Here is an 18,896-nt window from a genome sequence, read left to right as displayed (position 1 = left end):
CCGACGTGAATTTAGTGAATACTCTAGAATCTGCATAGGCTGTGTTGAAATGAATACAGAATGCGTGGATCCGACTTTGCTGAGCTGAAGGCCTTCGTGGCCGTCGTGGAGCGCCAGAGCTTTGCCCGAGCTGCAGAGCATCTGGGTCTGTCGCCGTCGGCACTCAGCCAGACTATCCGGCAGCTCGAAGGCCGCATCGGCGCTCGACTTCTGAATCGCACGACTCGAAGCGTCGCGCCATCGGCAAGTGGCGAACTGCTCTACAGGCGCATAGCGCCGCTGTTTCGTGAGATGGCTGCTGCAGTCGCTGAAGCCAGTGAGGCGACAGGACAGATGAGCGGCACGCTGCGCATCAACACGCTGGGGATCGCAGCGAGAACCGTCATTGCACCCCGGCTTTCACGCTTCCATCAAGCACACCCTGACGTGGTTCTCGACATCGTGGTCGACGACGCGCTGGCTGATATCGTGGTTGGCCGCTTTGACGCGGGCATCCGCGTAGGCAACCGGCTCGAGAAAGACATGGTGGCCGTTCGCCTCACGCCGGACCTGAACATGGTTGCCGTGGCGTCCCCAGACTATCTCGCGCGTCGAGGAATACCCAAGTCACCTGCCGATTTGCATCACCATACGTGCATCAACTGGCGGCTCCAGATGGACGGCAGGCACTATCGCTGGGAATTCAAGAAACGAGGGCAGCGACTCGAAGTCGCGGTGGAAGGCCCCGTCGTCACCAATCATGCTGATATCGGCGTCGCTGCTGCGCTGAACGGCCTGGGCATTGCCTATCACTTTGAGCGAGATGGCGTGGGCGAGCTTTTGGCCCAGGGGCGGCTGGTCCAAGTCCTCGCGGACTGGTCGATTTCGCGCCCGGGGCTGTTTCTCTACTATCCGAGCAGGCAGCATCGACCAGCCCTCCTCGGTGCGTTCATCGACTGTCTGCTGGATCGATAACCGTTCGATCGACCCTAGCGAGGGCCTGTTAGCACAACCGCAAGCCATCAGCAATGAGAGCGAAGCTGATGAAGGCGGTGAACATGACGTCGAGCTTCTCAAATCGGGAGAAGATACGTCGATAGCCCTTGAGCCGACGGAACAGGCGCTCGACTTCATTGCGGCGCATGTACATGGCGCGGTCGTACTCCCACGGCTCGACGCGAGTGCGCATTGGCGGTACGACCGGGATGAAGCCCAGGTCAAGCGCAAGCTGGCGAGTCTCCTTGCCTTCATAGGCGCGATCCATGAGCAAATGCAGGGGGCGATTCGGCGCGCCCGAGCGCTTTAGCAACGCGCGACCTTCGGGAGCATCGTGCGCTTGACCCGGTGACAACGAGAACGTTACGGCCGTACGCGCATCCGCGGCGAGGAGGTGTATCTTGGTATTCCATCCCCCGCGGGACTTACCGATAGCTTGCGGACCGTTTTTTTTGAGCACCGGTGCCATCGGGGTGCACCTTGATGCTGGTGCTGTCCAGCGACACTGCTTCAATCTTGATCTGTACCACTTGCGCCAGCTGTAGCTGTGCAAAAGCTTTGTCCAGGACGCCAGACTTGGCCCAGCGATTCATGCGCGTGTAGATGGTGTGCCAGTTGCCGAATCGCTTGGGCAGCCCTCGTCACTTGCACCCATGCTCGGCGACGTTCAAGATTGCATTGAGCACCTGCAAGTTCGACAAACTGACATTGCCTCGTTGAGTCGGCAAGCAGTCCTCAATCTGCTCGAACTGAGCTCGCGTGATCTCCATGCCGCCAATATCACTCGAACACGCAGTACGCGCAATTAGTGTTAACAGGCCCTCTTTTTCCAGGAGGTGTGCTTTGCAGCGGATGCAGCCGGTGATTGCCGCTCCTTCACCTCCCAGTCATCAGTCTTGCAACAGGGTTTTAGGGTGCAACCGACCAGAGGCATCCACTATCGACGATAACCAGTCAGATCGTCTTTGTCACTGTAGCTAACATGGGTGTCTCTTCCATAGGCGCCTTGAGTCTCCGGCCATTTGGCGGTCAGGCGATCGCGTCCACGATGCCTGGTCATCGGACGTTGCGCCATGCGCAGTACGGGTTCAGCGCTTCGCCCTTCCACCATTGCCTTTCCGGACCGAGCACAAATACCGCGAAATGCAAGTGTGGCGCGTCGGGCGCGGCGTTGCCGGTCGTGCCGACATATCCGATCAGGTCGCCACCCCGAAGCTGCATGCCTTCATGCAGGCCTTCCGCATAGCGGTCCAGGTGCGCGTAGTAATAGACCAGGTGGCCTGCCGGGTCGAATTGATAGACGGTGAGTCCGCCTGGCTTGCTTTCGAACAGTTTGACCAGCTTGCCGTCTTCCACGGCGCGCACGGGCATCCCGCGCGGGGCCATGATGTCGAGCGCCTCATGGCGGCGACCGAGGCGTCCGTCCAGGAACGTGTCCCGGACGGTTTCGGGCCGGATGCCGTCGACTGGAAACTGCAGCGCGCGGGCGGCGAGTGTCGCTGGCCAGGCGCTGTCGTCACAAGCCTCTGCAATCGCCCAGCCTGGCACGGCGAGGCAAGCCACAACCATCGCCATTTGCCTTCGAGACACGTGCATCGGCAGTCTGTTCAGGCTTTCACGTCGACCGCGAAGCCCGCTTTTGCCAGCTTCGACAGGCGTGCCGCATCCCAGTTGGTCAGGTGGATGCAGCCATTGGTTGTCGCAGTACCCACGCGTTCAGGCGCCGGGGTGCCGTGGATGCCCCAGTGCGGCTTCGACAGCCCCATCCAGACGTTGCCGATCGGGTTGTTCGGACCTGCTGCGATATCGACCTTCGCCGCGCCGGCCGGCGCCTTCTTCAGGATCTCCGGATCGTATGTGAAGGTGGGGTCCTTCACTTCGTTGATGATTTTCATCTTGCCCAAGGGCAGCGGGTCCAGAGGCCCGCCGATGCTGATAGGAAAGCCGGCGAGCGGCTTGCCCGACCCATCGAGCACGAACAGCATGCGATCGCTCTTGTCGATCTCGATCGACGCAGCGGCCTTGACCACACTGGCATCTGCCGTGCTCGTGATGTTGACAACCACGATTTCCTCACGCGCTTCGAATTTGGCACCGGCATTCAGGGCGAGCAAGGCCTTGGGAGACATGTGGTGCTTCTCCGAAAGGGCTTCCTTCAGGCTCTCATAGCCGGACGTTTTCATCTTGGCTCGCTCGGCCATCGCCCGCGGCGTCGCCGCAAAGGGACCCGCCGCGTCCTTCTCGGTGATTGCATAAATGGCGAACAATGGCGCAGTGTCGGCCTTCAGCGAGGTCCACGTCGCAGCATCGACCTTGCCGCTCTGCTCAAGACCATTTGCCTGCTGGTAGGCCTTCACCACGCGGCGCATGTTGGCGCCGAATCCGCCGTCGATTTCGCCGGGCGAGAACCAGGCGCGATCGAGCAGGATCTGCGCTCGCATGACCGCGGCCCCGCGTGAGCCTTGCGCGAGCACCGGTGTTTCCTCGGCTGCATTGAGCCTGTCGAGCGCAGCGGGGCCCGATACGCCGGACCGATTCTTCGGGTCGTTTTTCGCACCCGCATGGGCAAGCCACGACGTGGCGCCTGTGGCGCTGACAGCAAGACAGGCCGCATTGCGGAACATGATTCGACGGGAAGAAATCATCATTGGAGCGCGCGGCACGGAGTGAAGTCCGCCGGACCATATGGTTGGCGACGCTTGCGACCTGTAGTCTCAAACAGACATCAAGCCTCGGACTGCGCCGCGTTCATCCGAGCCGCGCGCCATCTCAGGCCAGCGTGGGCCCCCGTCAGCTTCACCAGGCGCGCGTAGCGGTCGAGTTCCGACTTCCAGAAGGCCGCGAAGCTGGCCGCATCGCCGGGGCGCAGCCCCCCACCGATGTCGGTCAGGCGCTTGCCGAGCTCGCCCGACTTAAAGGCCGCCTGGTCGGCGCCGTCTGCATAAGTAAAAAGAAGGGAAGGGCGCTTGACCTTCCGTCGGCGATCCGACAGACGCTTGCTATGACCTCGTGAGAACCGCGGCGGGTATTGGTGCGACCTTCGCAGGGGTGACAACAGTTCGGCCTTTGACGCCGTAGCTGTAGCAATGCCGGGTTCCCTACGTCGCTTGGCAGCCGCCATCACAGCCTGCTGCATCATGGCTAGCCTTTGAGCGCTGCCCACCAGGTTCATGATCGGCTTCTTAGTCACCGTGCTCGCTCATGAGAAGCGCCGAATCAGTTTACGGCGCGGCGGCCTCGCGCAGAGCGCGTAGTTCCATGGGCGCAGACTCACGGGTATCTTCCCGGTCAAGTTCGACCGCGTGAAATGGCCTCGGATGCGCGAATGCGGTCGCGGAAGGCCGTTTTTGATGTGCAACTTTCTGTCGGCCGACTGCCATCGTCTACTTGCAGAAATGTGTTCGTCAGGAATCGGCGCTCATTGATTTACAACGAAGCGTGATTTCCGAGTGAACAGGGCAGAGGAGGCGCACCGTCCGGAGCGTGCAGACACCCGTGCCCTGACGCCAATTGGATCAACTGGCCCCGTGCTTGTCGGTTTTCATTGCGCGCCCAACCGCCCCGCTGCAACGCCTTCAGAGGCGAAGCCCGCGTCGAACAGTTCCTTCACTACATCGATGAATTCATTCAGCGCCTTGGATCGCGGTTGATGTGCGGGCAGTACCATGGCGAACTCAAACTGAAAGGCGGGCAACAAGGGGCGGAAGACCACGCTTGAGTTGGCGAACTGCGAGGCGGAAATGGCGTCGACGACAGCGACACCGAGGCCGCCCGCCACCATGGTGCAAGCCGAGTAGGCCAGCGTGGTTTCAACCGGCCGGCGGCAAGTCACGTTCGCGGCAGCGAGTGCCATCTCCAGTCGCATGCGCATCGGATTGTTGGGCCCCAGGGAAATCAGCGACTCGTCCTGCAAATCGGTGATCTGCACCGCCTTCTTGCGTTTCAGCGCATGGCCGCGGGGAAGCACGCAAACGGCCGGGACGCTTCGAAGAGGGAACGCGTTCACACCTGGGTATTCGGTACCCATGCTGTTGACGAATCCGACATCGACCTGGTTGGCGGCCGTGAGTTCAAGAACGGCAATCGAATTGCGCACGTCCAGCGATGTGACAACGTTCGGGCGGATCAATGAGAACTGCCGGATGCCCTCGCACAGAAGGCTCAGCCCCAGGAGGTTGATGCAGGCGATGCGCAGCGTGCCGACACGCACCGACTTCAGGTCTTGTGCGACGCGCTCGACCTGCTCCATGCCCAGGTAGAACCGGTCCACCTCCCGAAACAACCGCTGGGCCTCCGCGCCCGGAATGAGGCGGTTGCCTTCTCGCCGGAACAGGCGGATGGACAGTGTCTTTTCCAGATCCTTGATGAGCCGGCTCACTGCGGGCTGACTGATCTTCAAGAGCTCCGCGGCAATGGTCATGCTGCCCGTCACCATGACATTGCGGAAGGCGTCGAGTTGTCGAGGGTTGAGTTGCATTGCAGAGAGCGCGACTGGATTGCAAGGGCGCGGTGGCGTCCAAATGCACTCTGCCTGGCGCTTCAGAACCAAAGCATAACATTTACTTATGTGCGTCCAACTCCATGTGCAGTTGTGCCGTCACAGGCCATTGCGGATCATTGGGACATGACATTTTCTTATGTGCCTGCTGCCGCTCAAGGCGCCACCACCGATGACATCCACCTCCGTCCATGAAATCCTGCTGGCCGAGGCCCGGCTCAGCGCTCCGCCAGCGTCGCGGCTGGTGAAGTACCACGATCTGCCCGCGCTCGAACGCGAGAAGAGGCAGTTTCATGAGTTCGTCACCGTCGACCTGGCGCACACCGTCATGCTGGCCGAGGAAGGCATCATCTCGCCCGCGGCCGGCCGTGCCATCCTGCGGCAACTGCTGGCCATTGGCCGCATGCGGCCGGCGGACTTTCCTGTCGACGTGCGCAAGGGCAGCTTTCTTCTGCAGATCGAGTCCTACCTGTTCGCTGCGATCGGCGAAGACGTGGGTGGGCAGATGCACACCGGCCGCAGCCGCATAGACCAGGGCGCGACGGTGCGCCGTCTCTACAAGCGCAACCGGATGCTGGACGTGATGGACCGGCTCTGCGACCTGCAGGATGCAATCGCCCTGCAGGCAAGCCGCCATGCCCAGACCATCATGCCCGGCTACACCCACCTCCAGCATGCGCAGCCCTGGGTGTTCGGCCACTATCTGTTGAGTTTCTCCTCGCGGCTGCACGACAGCTTCGAGCGTCTGGCCCAGGCCTATGGCCGCGTCAATCGCAATCCGTTGGGTGCCGTTGGATTGGCCGGAACGTCGTGGCCGCTCAACCGGATCCGCACGACGGAGCTGCTGGGATTCGACGGCCTGGTGAGCAATTCCAAGCTCGGCCGCGAGGCCTACTACGCTGCCGAGGCCATCGGTGCATTGGCGTTCGTGATGGCCGATCTCAACGACCTGGCCACCGATCTGCATCTCTGGTCCAGCACCGAGTTCGGCATGGTGGAAAGCGATGACAGCTACTGCGGCACCAGCAGCATCTTCCCGCAGAAGAAGAACCCGGCCGCGCTGGAGACGATCAAGAAGGCCGCGGGCCCCGCGGTCACCTGGCTGGCCACCGCGCTGGCCACGTTCCGCGCAGAGGGTACGGGGGACCAGGCCATGCGCGAACTCCCTCTGATCGACGAGGCGTTGGTCACTACCGAAGGCATGCTGGACCTTTTCACCGGCGTGATGGAGACCCTGATCGTTCACGAAGACCGCATGGCCGCGTTGCTGCAAGGCAGCTGGTGCACGGCCAGCAATCTGGCGGACGTGATCGTGCGCGAAAGCGGATTGTCGTTTCGCCAGGTGCACCACATCGTCGCGCGCGTGGTGCGCAACTGCCTGGCGCAGGAAATCGTTCCGAGCGCGCTCACGGGCGCACTGCTCGACCAGGCCGCGCTGGAAACGGTTGGGCTCGAGCTGAAGCTCGGTGACGCGGTGGTACATGACGCGCTGGACCCGCGGCGATTCGTGGAGACGCGCGTGACCGAGGGCAGCGTGGGGCCCTCGCAGGTGCCGCGCCTGCTGGACCAGGCACAGGACGAGCGTGCCTCCGATCGCCGTTGGGTTGGAGAGGCAAGAGCCCGTCTGGTTCGCGCCCAGATGGAGCTGGATCAGGCCGTCGATCGATTCATCGCGCTTGGGAATGCCCATGAAAGCTCGATCGATCGCCCAGCCGTTGCTCAACCCTAAGGAGAACTACCTTGAGAAAACCACCCTTGTTCTGGCACGTCGCGCTCTGTGCAATCCTGTGCATCGCGACTGCGGTGCAGGCAGCCGGTGCCGAGTATCCGGAGAAGCCCATCCGCTGGATCGTGCCTTCGGCTGCTGGTGGCGTATCGGACGCTACGGTGCGTGTCGTCACCGCCGAATTGGCAAAGCGCCTGGGGCAGGCATTCGTCATCGACAACCGTCCCGGCGCAACCGGGATCATCGGCTTGGACGCCATCGCCAAGTCGAAGCCCGATGGCTACACCATCGGCAGTGCGGCTTTGTCCAGCATCGTCACCGGATCTCTGGTCGCGAAGAACTTGCCCTACAACACTTCTCGCGATTTCCTGCCGATTGCCATGCTCTCAACCCAGCCGAACCTGCTGGGGGTAGCGTCGTCCTTGCCCGTGAAGTCCGTGAAGGAATTGGTCGCATATTCGCAATCTCATCCAAACGCCATCTTCTATGGCTCCAACGGCAATGGGTCTTCACTGCACGTTGCGACGGAGTTGTTTCGTGCAAGCACTGGACTGCGAGCCACCCACGTGCCCTATAAGAGCACGCCGGCCGCTGAGATGGATCTCATCGCGGGTCAGCTCCAGATGCTGATCGACAACTTCGGCACGATGGCGCCGAATGTGCAAAGCGGCCGTGTTCGTGCACTGGCGATCACGGGACCGAAGCGGTCTCCTTTATTGCCCGATGTCCCGACCATGGCAGAAGCAGGCGTCCCGGGGGCAGAAATGGTGGCTTGGACGGGGGTCGTGGGACCCTCGGGCATCCCCGCGAACATCATTCAAAAGCTCAACTCGGAGATCAATGCGGTGTTGGCGGATCCAAAGGTGGTGAAGCAACTTAGGGATTTGGCTTCCGATCCTGCGCCGATGTCTGTCGGCCAGTTCGATCAGTTTTTGAAAATGGAAACCGCCAGGTGGAGCGCAGTGATCAGGAATAACAACATCACAGCCGACTAGGACCAGTAGCCCGACCCCGCGTGGCAGCCGCACGCAGGGAAGACTTAACGCCTCTCGAGCAGCGTTGACAAAGCTATGGAAGGCCGGAGTAGGTTGTTGACGCCCCGCCTTGGTCATGTTCGCGAAGAACGTCTGGCGAAGGCCCATCGTGAGTTCCAACTGCACCCTGCATCGGATTGACCTCGATTACAAATGTTCTGCGGCAGCGCCCCCTGGAGGTCGGATGGTCCTGCACGTCAAAGCCTGCTTTCTGCGGGCATGCGCGCATCGGATTGACCAAACTGCCACCCCGGCCGCCCGGGTAGGTGACAGGCATGTCGCCTTTGGCTCCATCCACCGCGACGACGAACTCGGAACTTTCGACCAGTGCGACCCCCAGCGGTTCGTCGAAGCGGTCACTGGTGATGTGCAGCTCGTCGTTGTCTTCAGCCTTCAGATCCGAAGACGTCCAGCATGTGAGCGTCCTGAAAGCGACCGGTCTTATCGAAGCGGAGATTGCGCCGGCACTGGACTCGGCCGGCAAGTACAACGCCGCCCGAACAGCTGTCGTGTTGCGCATCACCGAAGACGGCAACACGGAAATCAACAGGATGCTCAACGAACCACGGCGAATGGGCAGGCGTTGCAAATGATCAGGAACCGGATGCGGAGTTCTGCGCCGAGCTGAACGTTCGGGACTCCGTCATAAAGCTTGCTACGCGCTCGACCTGCTCGGATGGAAGGGGTCAACGAGAACCAATCCCACCGCTTCAGGGCGGAAGTACCTCTTGAAACGCATAACGTAAAGGCCGCCCAATGACTGGCCGACCAGCACGAACGGGCCATGTTCACCTGCGTTTATCAATGTCTGCGTGAAGTTCGATTGCCACACGGTTACCGCCTGGAGGAGCATCCGAAGGATCGCTCCACATCAACCACGGGTGGCTGTATGCGCATGCACGGGCATGCGCAGCGATCCTCCCCTGGACGGGTGACCGGCGACCGTCAACGCTCAATCCCGCCTCAAACGCGACTGTGGGCGCGCCAGAGCCTTGGCAACTTAGCTGGATTCTTCGACCACCGATATCGACGTGAGTTCTGCTGTCTCTGGGTCAGCCTCAGATCGTGAACAGACGGAGGAACAACCAGGCCGCCAAGATCCCTAAGCAAAGCCTGCAAAGCCAGAAGAGCCCCTTTTCCCACCAGAGCGGTTCGCGCTCGACCGCTTCCAGCCGGTGCTTCAGGCTCATTCCGACCCCGTGCACCAGGATGCCGGCCACGAGGATCGGGATTGCGAATGCGCGAAGAACATCCGGCACCAGCAAGGCGAGGCCGGCGCCCAAGACGATGGCGCCTAGACCGGAGACAAGCTCGGCAATCTTAGCTGCTCTGCGAGCCATCGCCGTTCCGGCCGCCGTGTGTATGGCCGCCATGGCCGTGCCCCCGATGCATGAAGACGTGCATCAGTGGACAGGTGGCCAGGAAGGCATAGGGCAGCAACGCCAGCAGATGATTCTTGTGGGCCACGTACAGGTAGATGCTCACAGCAACCGCAACGAGGGTTGCGACTATGCCGAAGGGCGTCTTCCAGAATGAAGGCCGGGTGTGCTGCTGGTGATTCATGCTGGGCTCCTGTACTAGCCGCAGCATGAACCTCGGACAGGCGCAGCTTGTTGACCTATATCAACTGGCGCGGCCCTACGGCTGGCGCACCCGCATCCACCGGTCTGCTGTTGCCCACTCGCTTGGGCGTCGCCCTTGACCTACTGAGGCGTATACCTGGCGGACCGAATGGCCTCGGCCAATTCCGCGTTCGTCAACGAATTACTGGAATTTTTCCGCCAGCCCGTGGCGGCGAGCGCCAACGGGAGCCCCGCGCCGGCTGGATTGACGCCGACACAGCTCGAAGTGCTGCGCCTCGTGAGCCAGGGCCTGGGCAACCAGCAGATCGCGACTCAGCTCGTCATCACGGTACGCACGGCCAAGTGGCACGTGAGCCAGATCTTCGAGAAGCTGGGTGTGCGCAACCGTTCGCAAGCTATCGCCAAGGCGCGCGAGTCGAGCCTGCTGTAACTGAACAAGGTACGGCTTATGCCGGGCCACTCGCGTCTGGCAGCACGGTTGGCTCGCGAGATAGTCTTCCAAGTGATAACGCGCAGAACAAACGAATTGCTTTACGGTTCTATTACGATAACTCTTCTTATCACCATAGCAAGTTCATGCGGCTAAACTGACGGGCATGAAAGTAGGCACGGTAAACGGGGCAGGGGCCGAAAATGGCGAGTTCCCCAGCGCCTCGCAGCTGGCGGCGCTGCGCGCCTGGTACGCGGGCCTGCCGGCACGCGCTGCCGTCGTGCAGTACCTCGGGGCCAGCAAGGCGACAGGACAGTCCTCTCGCGCCATGCTGGGCGATATCCGGCGCCAGCTGGCGAGCTATGCGCGGCTGCGGCACCGCGACGACCTGGCCGCGCTGATCGCGCACCCAGCAGCCGAGCGCGAGCAACGCGCCCGAGCGGTCAGAGATGCCATCGAGAAGCTGCAGTCTTTACCCCTGCCAGCGCCGATGGTGACGGACACCGTCGATCGCTGGTTGCCGACGCGTGCTGCGCGGGCCCTGCAAAACGCCGGCATCCGGACACTGGCCGATCTGACGGTGCGGGTGCCGCGCCGACGCCGATGGTGGGCCGCCGTGCCCGGCCTCGGAGCACGCAGCGCGAGCCAGATCGAGGAGTTCTTCGCCGCCCATCCGGCCCTGACCGAACGGGCGAGGTCGCTGGTGGTCGTGCCGCGGACCGAGACCGCGCCGTGGGAACACCTGGTCGTGCCACAGGAAGTCGATGGCACCCGGGGCACCTTCCGGGCGCCGCAAGCCACCTGCACTCTGTCCGCCAGCAACGACTACGAGGCCGTCCAGGCCTGGCTGGGCCTGCAGGACGCAGCGGCGACCCAACGGGCCTACCGCAAGGAAGCGGAGCGGCTCATGCTGTGGGCGATCCTCGAGCGCGGCAAGGCGCTGTCGTCGCTGACGACCGAGGATGCCGTGGCGTACCGCGCCTTCTTGCGACGACCATCGCCGCGGGAACGCTGGGTCGGCCCCGCGCGGCCGCGCACGTCCGCGGAATGGCGCCCCTTCCAGGGACCACTGGCGCCGCGCTCCGTCGCCTATGCACTGTCCGTGATCGGCGCCCTGTATCGCTGGCTGATCGAGCAGCGCTATGTGCTGGCCAATCCGTTTGCTGGTGTGAAGGTCAAGGGAACGGGCCGTGGCGGCGCCCTCGATGCATCCCGGGTGTTCACGGAGCACGAATGGACGCTGATTCGCTCCACCGCCGACGGCATCGAGTGGATCGGCGGGTGGAGCGAGGAGGGCGCCCAGCGCCTGCGCTTCGTGCTGGACTTCTGGTACGCGACGGGCCTGCGGCCCAGCGAGATGGTCGACGCCCGGCTGGGCGGCATCGAGCACGATGCGCAGGGCGACGACTGGCTGAACGTGGTCGGCAAGGGCAGCAAGCACGGCAAGGTGGCCTTGCCGCTGCTGGCGCGGGGTGCGCTCGACCAGTATCTGGCACAACGCGGCCTGCCCGTGACGCGGTCGCGCTGGAATCCCAAGATCGCGCTGGTGCCCGGCCTGGCAGAAGACGGGACCGGGATCAGCGCGTCGCGCTTGTGGTCGGTCACGCGCCGTTTCTTCCTCCATGCCGCGCAGGCCTTGGAGGGCGTGAGTCCGTCCACCGCGGACAAGCTCCAACGCGCCACGCCGCACTGGATGCGGCACACCCATGCCACCCATGCGCTCGCCCGCGGCGTCGAGCTGACGACCGTGCGGGACAACCTGCGGCATGCTTCCGTGGCGACGACCTCGGTCTACCTCCATACCGATGAGGTCAAGCGGGCGAGGCAGATCGGGGATGCTTTTCCGGCGTGGTCTTCTGCTCGGGCGAGGTAGTCCAGCTGCGTGGGCTATGAGCGGGTACCAAAGATAAACGGACTTTTAATCCGTTGGTCACTGGTTCGAATCCAGTACGTCCTACCAACAAATTTGCAATAAAATCAATGGCTTAGCAAGAAATTGCTAGGCCATTTTTCTTTGCTCCTCGAGCGAAACTCAGAGGCTTATCACGATCTGTATCACGATGCATAGTGACGCCGAGTGGCCCGCCATGCGCAAATATGGCGTCTGTGGATGGTGCGCCATGGATCGAGATGAGATTGCTTGCGACGGGGTGCGACGAATGTTTGATTCCGCCGATCTCTGACCCTGGATTTCCATTTAATACTGACCCACCCGCTTTGTGAGCCCGAAGGCCTCACGATGTGGATAAGTGCTTGGTGTTCTCCTTTTTAGGTTGGGGTGTGTGGATCTGCCGCAGATTGCGCCGCTGTTTCCGCGATTTGGTGGCCTCGATCGCGAGCCAGGTCGCGAGCTTCTCGGCATAGGGATCGAGCTTGCTCGAGCTCGCCCGCTTGGCGTAGCGCGGCTCTTCGTCGCCGGCTCGCAGGTACTTCTTGACGGTGTTGCGAGACAGGCCTGTACGCCTGGCTATCTCGCGGATGGACATCTGCTCGCGCAGGGCCCAACGTCTGATGACACTCAATGTCGCCACGTCTATCACTCCTAGGATCCCCTGCTTTAAAAATGAGCAGGGTAGAGTTTTACGTGGGTCAGTCTTAGACGGAAATTACTGCGTTTAGAGGGTCAATTTTCGGTGGCAATCAACAAGTTTGGCTCATGATCTTTTTGCTGCGCTCGGATTCGCGGCCTTTTGTTGTGCAACAAGCGCGTGCCTTCGAACTATCGTTGGATTGACGATTTCAAGGTCTGACCGCGAAACTCCCGGGCAGTCGTTTGAGGAGGTCGAGATGCTATCCAGCCTACGCCAGCTGTGTCGTCGTGGTTTGTCGCGTCAGAGGGATGCATTCCTTCTGATGACCACTTTGACCGCGCTGTCGTCTTGGCTCGTGTTCTGGTTCGGCGAGTGAGGGTGTCACGCGGGGCGAGCTTCGACGCTTCATTGTCCTGCACGAGCGACAGTCATCGTGGCCAGGCCGGCAGCAAATCCTCTTCTTCATCGTCATTCACGTCGAAGCCCGATGAGCTGCGCGGGTTCATCCGCTCGAGCGCGGCGAAGCCGACTTCGTGCTCTGTGACGCACCACCAAGTCTGCCGGGTCTTGATGGGTTTGCTCTTCGCGCCGCGGGCGCTGATTTCGAAGCCATCGATCATCACCCCGCCTTCCTTGAAGCTTCGCTAGGAGGCCGAACTCGAATCCGTACCTATATTGGTCGAAGATGCTGGTATCGAGGACTATCCCCTTGATCTACTCGCGGTAGACCGCGTTTCCAAGTTCGATGAGGCCAAGGTGGGGCATTTATTGATTCCTTTTGTCCGGCATGTATCGTGCGGTCAGCGCCGACATGAGAGCGGAGGGGGCGGCCTCAAAGAAGATGGCAGAAAAGGAGCGGCGTTAGAGCTTGCGAAAACAGTTCGTTCCAGCCACGGCCTTCAGCGCCTTGCAACTCAAGATTCGCGTTGAACCGCGTGCGTCGTTATTGACCTGAATCACGTAGGCCGATCCTCCACTGCACTCCACGTTCCAAAATGCGTTTCCATTGTTGTCGCTGCCCTGATAGAAGGTGCGCTTGGCTGACGGACACGTTTCATCGCTCGCGCGCAGAAGGGAAGCAAGTGCGGAGGCGCGTTGGGTGATCGACATCCCTGCGAGTTGGTCGTGGGCGGGGTTGGCCCGGAGCGTCGGTGCGGCCACCGTCATTGTTAGGCCCGCAATCATCGCAGCGAATTTCATCATGGCGTTGTCCTAGCAACCGCTGTAGTTCTTCCGACCGCTGGCCGTGATCGTGTAGGTGCCGCCTCGCGGCCCGGTGTAGCAAGTCTGGCTACTGGTCGCGCGTGGTGCGGTCAGCTTGTACGCGTTCGCGGAGTGGGGGAGGGATGTAGAGGGGGCTGCGTGTGAGGAAGAAGGCGTTCCGCCATAGGCCGTGGCGGGAGCAGGACGAACTCCAGCGGCAGCCCTTAGGCACTCGAGTCGCTTGCTTGCAGGCTCCATCGCATTGCAAGCCTCCAAGAGAATCGCCGGAGTTTGAGCAAGCGCTGACACGGAGCCACCGATAGCAATGGCTAGAAAAACGGATCTCATATCTTGCCCCCACGTTCAGCAGGCCCGAGATACCTGTCTGTTGAACTCCCGCTGGCGATTGTCAGAGCGAGCGGCGCGGTGGCGGGGGAAAAGAGGGTGGAATCGGTGAGGAGAAACCCTGGAGACGCACCCGTACTTCGGGGCATGGCTTTCGCGTCAACCGTGTTGCACGCGTTCCTTTCTGGCATCGGCACGCCGTCATTGAACTGCAGTGCATCAGGGAGGGGTCGACGCGCCGAGATTTCTACCCGAGGAAATGGATTAAAGGCACGGCCTGGGCCGAGTTGAACGACTTGAGATTGCGTTCCGGACTTGCGCCGATATATCCTCGGCAAGACGTCGGCATCATGGTAGACCTGGGCCTCCCGGCCCATTGAGGCGACGTGGAGTGACAATGCCAGTATCTTTCGCCAAATCTTTGGAGCACCGGTATGGATGACTGGCTGATGGAGAAGTTCGAAGGGGACTGGAGAGGAATGCGCCAGCGCGGTCGCGAACTCTGGTGGTGCGGGTGGACGGCAGTGATGCTCGGAGCCATCCCCTTGATCGTCATGTGGAAGCTCCTTCAGTTGCCCCGCGACTCTCTCATCGCCGGGGTGGCTTCCTCCGTACCCGGGTGGGCTCCCGCCGCTGCATTGGTGGTGCTGTACGTCGGTCTGGTGATGGCGGCCTGCGGTTGGTATATCCATCGACTTGGCAAGCGCCTTTAGGCGTATTTCTGACAACGCCGACGGGCGAGTAGGCGATAAGCACTTTGACGGCGCAATGATGGCGCGCTTCCAGCCCTGACCGTCGCCAATTCCCGAACGAACCAACGTGCGCAATGCGAGAAGCTCCGCAATTTCGCCGAGCGCGTCGAGGCGAAATTCATGAATCGAGGCAAGGACTTGTCGCCGCTACCTCAGAATGCAGTAGAGCGAGGATGAAGTCGCGAACGCTTTTCTGCCAAATCCGCGAACACATTTCTGCAAATGGACGGCGCCTACCTTTCCCGCCAATCGGCGGGCACGGCATTTAACATAAGATACATTGTATAAATTACCATACTGTCTTAGTGGGTATCCTCGATCCAATCTGGTGTGCCGCCGCTCCAGCGGAACCCACGACCGCGCCAGTCGCTAGCGAAGCTTTTCCCAGCGCCTTCATGAGCGCGTCTCCCCGCCATCAATGCTTGATCGGCTGGCATGCACGCTTGGTGCGCGTGTCTGTCCTTGAATACCAATCACCCCGCGGTGCACCACCCCCACCGCGGCTGCAGCGCGCGCTCCTCTTCCCAAGAGCTGAAGCCGAAGCGGCAAGGCCCGCTATTCCGGCTTGATGTTGAGCTTGTCGAGCACGCCTTGCCAGGTCCTGCGATCTTCTTCGATGTACTTGGCAAGCTGCTCGGGCGTGCCGGGCCGCGGATAAGTGCCCAGCTCTCGCGACTTTGCGACCACATCGGGCAGCAGCAGCGCTTCGCCCATGTCCCTGTTGAGCTTGGCGAGGATGACGGGATCCACGCCCTTCTTCGCAATGACCGCGAACCAGCCGAACGCCACGACGCCCGGCACTGTCGAAGTAGCCAAGGGCAGCTGCTCGAGGCCGGGTTCGACGCGGTCGCTCGTCGACGCCAGAATCCGCAACTTGCCGGCCTGCACATTGCCTGCGACAACGTTGTAGGTCTCGACCATCATCTTGGTCTGGCCGCCGAGCGTGGCCTGCATGGCCTGGGCGCCGCCCGGGTAGTGCACTTCAAGGAACTGCGCGCCCGATTGCAGGCCCAGCAGCGCCGAGGCGAGGTGCGGCGCGGTGCCGCGGCCGTTGTCGGCCACCTCGATGCCCTGTGGCCTGGCCTTTGCGGCGGCAATGAGCTCGCCGAGCGTCTTGTAGGGCGAGTCGCCTGGTACGGCGAGCACGAAGGGCGCCACGGCCGCCAGGGTGACCGGCACGAAGTCGCGGTTGAAGTCGTAGGTCACGCCCTTGATGGTGCTGGGCGCGACGGAGATGGCCGAGCCCTGGACGAAGCCGAAGGTCGTGCCATCGGTCGGCCCGGTCAGGAGTGTGTTCATGCCGATCACGCCGCTGCCGCCCGGCTTGTTGTCGACCACCACCGATTGGCCCCACTTCTGGGTGAGCTTGGCACCGACGAAGCGGATCAGCACATCGGGCGCGGAGCCGGCCGGGAACGGCACCACGAAGCGCACCGGCTGGCTCGGCCACTTCGCGGCGGCAGACTGCGCCTGGGCCTCGGGAATAACTGCGGCCATCGACATCGCGAGTGCGAAAATCGATCGGCGAAAGCTCATTCGATTCATGGAAGTCTCCTTGTCATTTTGATAACTTTCCTGCAACCTCAACCAGCCTCGCTCATGCTGGGCTGAAGGTGGATGCGCTCATGCTCGACGCCCTTCAGGAGGTCGAGCGCCACGTCGACGATCATGTCTTCCTGACCGCCCACCATGCGACGTCGCCCCAGCTCGACCAGGATGTCGACGGTCTTCAGGCCGTACTTCCTGGCGGCAACTTCCGAGTGCCGCAGGAAACTCGAATACACGCCGGCATAGCCCAGCGCCAGGGTCTCGCGGTCTACCCGCACCGGTCGGTCCTGCAGCGGGCGCACGATGTCGTCGGCCGCGTCCATCAGCTTGTACAGATCCGTGCCGTGCTTCCACCCCAGGCGCGCAGCCGCGGCAATGAACACCTCCAGGGGCGCGTTGCCCGCACCGGCGCCCATACCAGCAAGGCTGGCGTCCACGCGATCGCAGCCCTCTTCCACCGCGACGATGCTGTTGGCGACGCCCAGGCTCAGGTTGTGGTGCGCGTGCATTCCGGTCTGCGTCTCGGGCTTGAGCACATCCTTGAAGGCACGGAACCGGTCGCGCACGTCGTTCATGCTCAGCGCGCCGCCCGAGTCCACCACGTAGCAGCATGTCGCGCCGTAGCTCTCCATCAGCCTGGCCTGTTGCGCCAGCGCCTCTGGCGTGGTCATGTGGCTCATCATCAGGAAGCCCACGGCCTCCATGCCGAGGTGGCGCGCGTACTCGATGTGCTGTCGCGAGATGTCGGCCTCGGTGCAGTGCGTGGCCACGCGAACGATGCGCGCGCCCGCCTCGTAGGCGGCCTTGAGATCGTGCACGGTGCCGATGCCTGGCAGCAGCAAGGTCGCGATCTTCGCGTGCTTGACCACGCTGGCCACCGCTTCGATCCACTCGATGTCGGTGTGAGCGCCGAAGCCGTAGTTGAAGCTGCCGCCTTGCAGCCCGTCGCCATGGGCCACCTCGATGGAGTCGACCCTGGCCTCGTCGAGCGCCTGGGCGATCTGCCTGGCTTGTTCCACGCTGTACTGGTGGCGAATGGCATGGCTGCCGTCGCGCAGCGTCACGTCGGAGATGTAGATCTTCTTGTCGATGTCGTGGCTCATTGCAGTCTCCTTCATGCGGCCACTGCGGCAAGCATGCGCTCGGCCATGGACTCGGCCGTGCGCAGCGCTGCGCTGGTCATGATGTCGAGGTTGCCCGCGTACGCCGGCAGGTAGTGCGCGGCGCCTTCCACCTCCAGGAAGATGGAGGTCTTCAGGCCGTGCATGCGCACGCCAACGCCGGGGATGCGGATCGGGTGGTCGGCCTCGATGCGGTCGAACTGCACTTTCTGCTTGAGGCGGTACCCTGGCACGTAGGCCTGCACGTCGGCAGCCATGCGCTCGACCGACTCGGCGATCTGGTCCTCGTCGGCGAATTCGCTGAGCGTGTAGACCGTGTCGCGCATGATCAGCGGCGGCTCGGCCGGGTTCATCACGATGATGGCCTTGCCCTTGGCCGCGCCGCCTACCACTTCGATGGCCTTCGACGTGGTCTCGGTGAACTCATCGATGTTGGCCCGTGTGCCGGGGCCGGCGCTTTTGCTGGAGATGCTGGCGACGATCTCGCCGTAGTGAACCTTGGCCACGCGCGAGACGGCCGCCACCATCGGAATGGTGGCCTGGCCGCCGCAGGTGACCATGTTGACGTTGGGTGCGTCCAGATGCGCTTGGCCGTTCACCACAGGAACGCAGTACGGGCCGATCGCCGCGGGCGTGAGGTCTACCAGGCGAATCTCCGGCTTGAGTTCACGCAGGAAGGCATCGTTCCTGACGTGCGCACCGGCCGAGGTTGCGTCGAAGACGATGTCGATGTCCGCGAACACCGGCAGGTGCGAGAGGCCTTCCACGCCCTCGTGGGTAATGGCCACGCCCAGGCGCGCGGCACGCGCCAGGCCGTCGGAGGCGGCGTCGATGCCGACCATGGCACCCATCTCGATGTGACGGCCGTGGCGCAGGATCTTGATCATCAAGTCCGTGCCGATGTTGCCGCTGCCGATGATGGCAGCCTTCAGCTTGCGATCAGCCACGGTGTGCCTCCTTTGCGGAAGCGCCCTTGGGAACGCCACCGACGCCCCAGTGCGCGGCAGGCACTTCCTGCAGGATCACGCGAATGGATTCGCGCGGGGCTGCGGTGGCTTCGACGGCAGCATCGGTGAGCCCGCGGATGAGGGCGGTCTTCGCCTCTGCACTGCGGCCCTCTATCAGGGTGACCTGGATCAATGGCATGTTC

The 18,896-nt window shown here is 62.3% G+C and carries 18 protein-coding genes, 1 tRNA gene and 3 pseudogenes; 7 read left to right on the top strand and 15 right to left on the bottom strand.

Translation table 11 applies throughout. The features are described 5' to 3' along the window. Positions 1-60: 60 nt before the first annotated feature. Positions 61-954, top strand: a complete 894-nt coding sequence (locus ACAM55_RS29640) for a LysR family transcriptional regulator (RefSeq protein WP_369656824.1) — start codon at positions 61-63, stop codon at positions 952-954. A 28-nt stretch (positions 955-982) separates the two neighbouring features. Here the strand turns inward: ACAM55_RS29640 and ACAM55_RS29635 are convergent. The 5 genes and pseudogenes from ACAM55_RS29635 to ACAM55_RS29615 all read right to left on the bottom strand — a co-directional run bounded on the left by ACAM55_RS29635 (position 983) and on the right by ACAM55_RS29615 (position 5,452). Continuing rightward, positions 983-1,745, bottom strand: a pseudogene (locus ACAM55_RS29635) (IS5 family transposase). Positions 1,746-2,031: 286 nt separating this feature from the next. After that, positions 2,032-2,418, bottom strand: a pseudogene (locus ACAM55_RS29630) (M23 family metallopeptidase); the annotation flags it as partial. 164 nt (positions 2,419-2,582) lie between these two features. Then, positions 2,583-3,623 carry a L,D-transpeptidase family protein gene (locus ACAM55_RS29625; RefSeq protein ID WP_369656823.1) on the bottom strand — a complete coding sequence of 347 codons (1,041 nt, stop codon included), beginning with the start codon at positions 3,621-3,623 and terminating at the stop codon, positions 2,583-2,585. A gap of 77 nt (positions 3,624-3,700) precedes the next feature. Further along, complete coding sequence (locus ACAM55_RS29620; RefSeq protein WP_369656822.1) at positions 3,701-4,147, bottom strand: hypothetical protein; 447 nt, start codon at positions 4,145-4,147, stop codon at positions 3,701-3,703. A 369-nt stretch (positions 4,148-4,516) separates the two neighbouring features. After that, positions 4,517-5,452: a LysR substrate-binding domain-containing protein gene (locus tag ACAM55_RS29615; RefSeq protein ID WP_369656821.1), complete on the bottom strand. Its 936-nt coding sequence runs from the start codon at positions 5,450-5,452 to the stop codon at positions 4,517-4,519. A 193-nt stretch (positions 5,453-5,645) separates the two neighbouring features. On the opposite strand from ACAM55_RS29615, the gene argH reads away from it, so the two are divergent. Then, positions 5,646-7,202: an argininosuccinate lyase gene (argH, locus tag ACAM55_RS29610; RefSeq protein WP_369656820.1), complete on the top strand. Its 1,557-nt coding sequence runs from the start codon at positions 5,646-5,648 to the stop codon at positions 7,200-7,202. An 11-nt stretch (positions 7,203-7,213) separates the two neighbouring features. Beyond that, entirely contained in the window at positions 7,214-8,194 is a 981-nt protein-coding gene (locus tag ACAM55_RS29605; RefSeq protein ID WP_369656819.1) for a Bug family tripartite tricarboxylate transporter substrate binding protein, read from the top strand. A 73-nt stretch (positions 8,195-8,267) separates the two neighbouring features. On the opposite strand, the gene ACAM55_RS29600 is transcribed toward ACAM55_RS29605, so the two are convergent. From ACAM55_RS29600 to ACAM55_RS29590, 3 genes are all read right to left on the bottom strand, one after another. Then, complete coding sequence (locus tag ACAM55_RS29600; RefSeq protein WP_369656818.1) at positions 8,268-8,822, bottom strand: poly-gamma-glutamate hydrolase family protein; 555 nt, start codon at positions 8,820-8,822, stop codon at positions 8,268-8,270. Between the two features lie 469 nt (positions 8,823-9,291). Further along, on the bottom strand, positions 9,292-9,573 hold the full coding sequence (locus ACAM55_RS29595) for a hypothetical protein (RefSeq protein ID WP_369656817.1): 282 nt from the start codon (positions 9,571-9,573) through the stop codon (positions 9,292-9,294). Next, the gene (locus ACAM55_RS29590; RefSeq protein WP_369656816.1) at positions 9,554-9,796 is read right to left on the bottom strand and encodes a DUF2933 domain-containing protein; all 243 of its coding nucleotides are present in this window, start codon (positions 9,794-9,796) and stop codon (positions 9,554-9,556) included. The genes ACAM55_RS29595 and ACAM55_RS29590 overlap by 20 nt, the downstream gene beginning before the upstream one ends. A 168-nt stretch (positions 9,797-9,964) precedes the next feature. On the opposite strand from ACAM55_RS29590, the gene ACAM55_RS29585 reads away from it, so the two are divergent. The 3 genes from ACAM55_RS29585 to ACAM55_RS29575 all read left to right on the top strand — a co-directional run bounded on the left by ACAM55_RS29585 (position 9,965) and on the right by ACAM55_RS29575 (position 12,206). Continuing rightward, positions 9,965-10,246, top strand: a complete 282-nt coding sequence (locus ACAM55_RS29585) for a response regulator transcription factor (RefSeq protein WP_369656815.1) — start codon at positions 9,965-9,967, stop codon at positions 10,244-10,246. Between the two features lie 166 nt (positions 10,247-10,412). Next, the gene (locus ACAM55_RS29580) at positions 10,413-12,119 is read left to right on the top strand and encodes a phage integrase family protein (RefSeq protein WP_369656814.1); all 1,707 of its coding nucleotides are present in this window, start codon (positions 10,413-10,415) and stop codon (positions 12,117-12,119) included. Positions 12,120-12,130: 11 nt separating this feature from the next. Then, positions 12,131-12,206 (top strand) — tRNA-Lys (locus ACAM55_RS29575). Positions 12,207-12,528: 322 nt separating this feature from the next. Here the strand turns inward: ACAM55_RS29575 and ACAM55_RS29570 are convergent. The 3 genes and pseudogenes from ACAM55_RS29570 to ACAM55_RS29560 all read right to left on the bottom strand — a co-directional run. Next, positions 12,529-12,786, bottom strand: a pseudogene (locus tag ACAM55_RS29570) (helix-turn-helix domain-containing protein); the annotation flags it as partial. Positions 12,787-13,205: 419 nt separating this feature from the next. Then, positions 13,206-13,397, bottom strand: coding sequence for a hypothetical protein (locus tag ACAM55_RS29565; protein ID WP_369656813.1), 192 nt, complete (start codon positions 13,395-13,397; stop codon positions 13,206-13,208). Positions 13,398-13,638: 241 nt separating this feature from the next. Then, positions 13,639-13,980 (bottom strand): hypothetical protein, encoded by a 342-nt coding sequence (locus ACAM55_RS29560; RefSeq protein ID WP_369656812.1) that lies wholly within the window; start codon positions 13,978-13,980, stop codon positions 13,639-13,641. Between the two features lie 779 nt (positions 13,981-14,759). On the opposite strand from ACAM55_RS29560, the gene ACAM55_RS29555 reads away from it, so the two are divergent. Continuing rightward, positions 14,760-15,038: a hypothetical protein gene (locus ACAM55_RS29555; RefSeq protein WP_369656811.1), complete on the top strand. Its 279-nt coding sequence runs from the start codon at positions 14,760-14,762 to the stop codon at positions 15,036-15,038. A 594-nt stretch (positions 15,039-15,632) separates the two neighbouring features. On the opposite strand, the gene ACAM55_RS29550 is transcribed toward ACAM55_RS29555, so the two are convergent. From ACAM55_RS29550 to ACAM55_RS29535, 4 genes are read right to left on the bottom strand one after another with little or no spacing between them, the layout of a single operon-like run. Continuing rightward, positions 15,633-16,622 (bottom strand): Bug family tripartite tricarboxylate transporter substrate binding protein, encoded by a 990-nt coding sequence (locus ACAM55_RS29550; protein WP_369656810.1) that lies wholly within the window; start codon positions 16,620-16,622, stop codon positions 15,633-15,635. 38 nt (positions 16,623-16,660) lie between these two features. Then, the gene (dmpG, locus tag ACAM55_RS29545) at positions 16,661-17,728 is read right to left on the bottom strand and encodes a 4-hydroxy-2-oxovalerate aldolase (protein WP_369656809.1); all 1,068 of its coding nucleotides are present in this window, start codon (positions 17,726-17,728) and stop codon (positions 16,661-16,663) included. Between the two features lie 11 nt (positions 17,729-17,739). Next, positions 17,740-18,633 (bottom strand): acetaldehyde dehydrogenase (acetylating), encoded by an 894-nt coding sequence (locus tag ACAM55_RS29540; protein ID WP_369657500.1) that lies wholly within the window; start codon positions 18,631-18,633, stop codon positions 17,740-17,742. 52 nt (positions 18,634-18,685) lie between these two features. Beyond that, positions 18,686-18,892: a 2-hydroxymuconate tautomerase gene (locus ACAM55_RS29535; protein ID WP_369656808.1), complete on the bottom strand. Its 207-nt coding sequence runs from the start codon at positions 18,890-18,892 to the stop codon at positions 18,686-18,688. Between the last annotated feature and the right edge of the window lie 4 nt (positions 18,893-18,896).

Origin of the sequence: Variovorax sp. V213, from assembly GCF_041154455.1 — a bacterium.
Classification (GTDB): Bacteria; Pseudomonadota; Gammaproteobacteria; order Burkholderiales; family Burkholderiaceae_C; genus Variovorax.
This window is presented reverse-complemented; position numbering and strand designations above follow the sequence as displayed.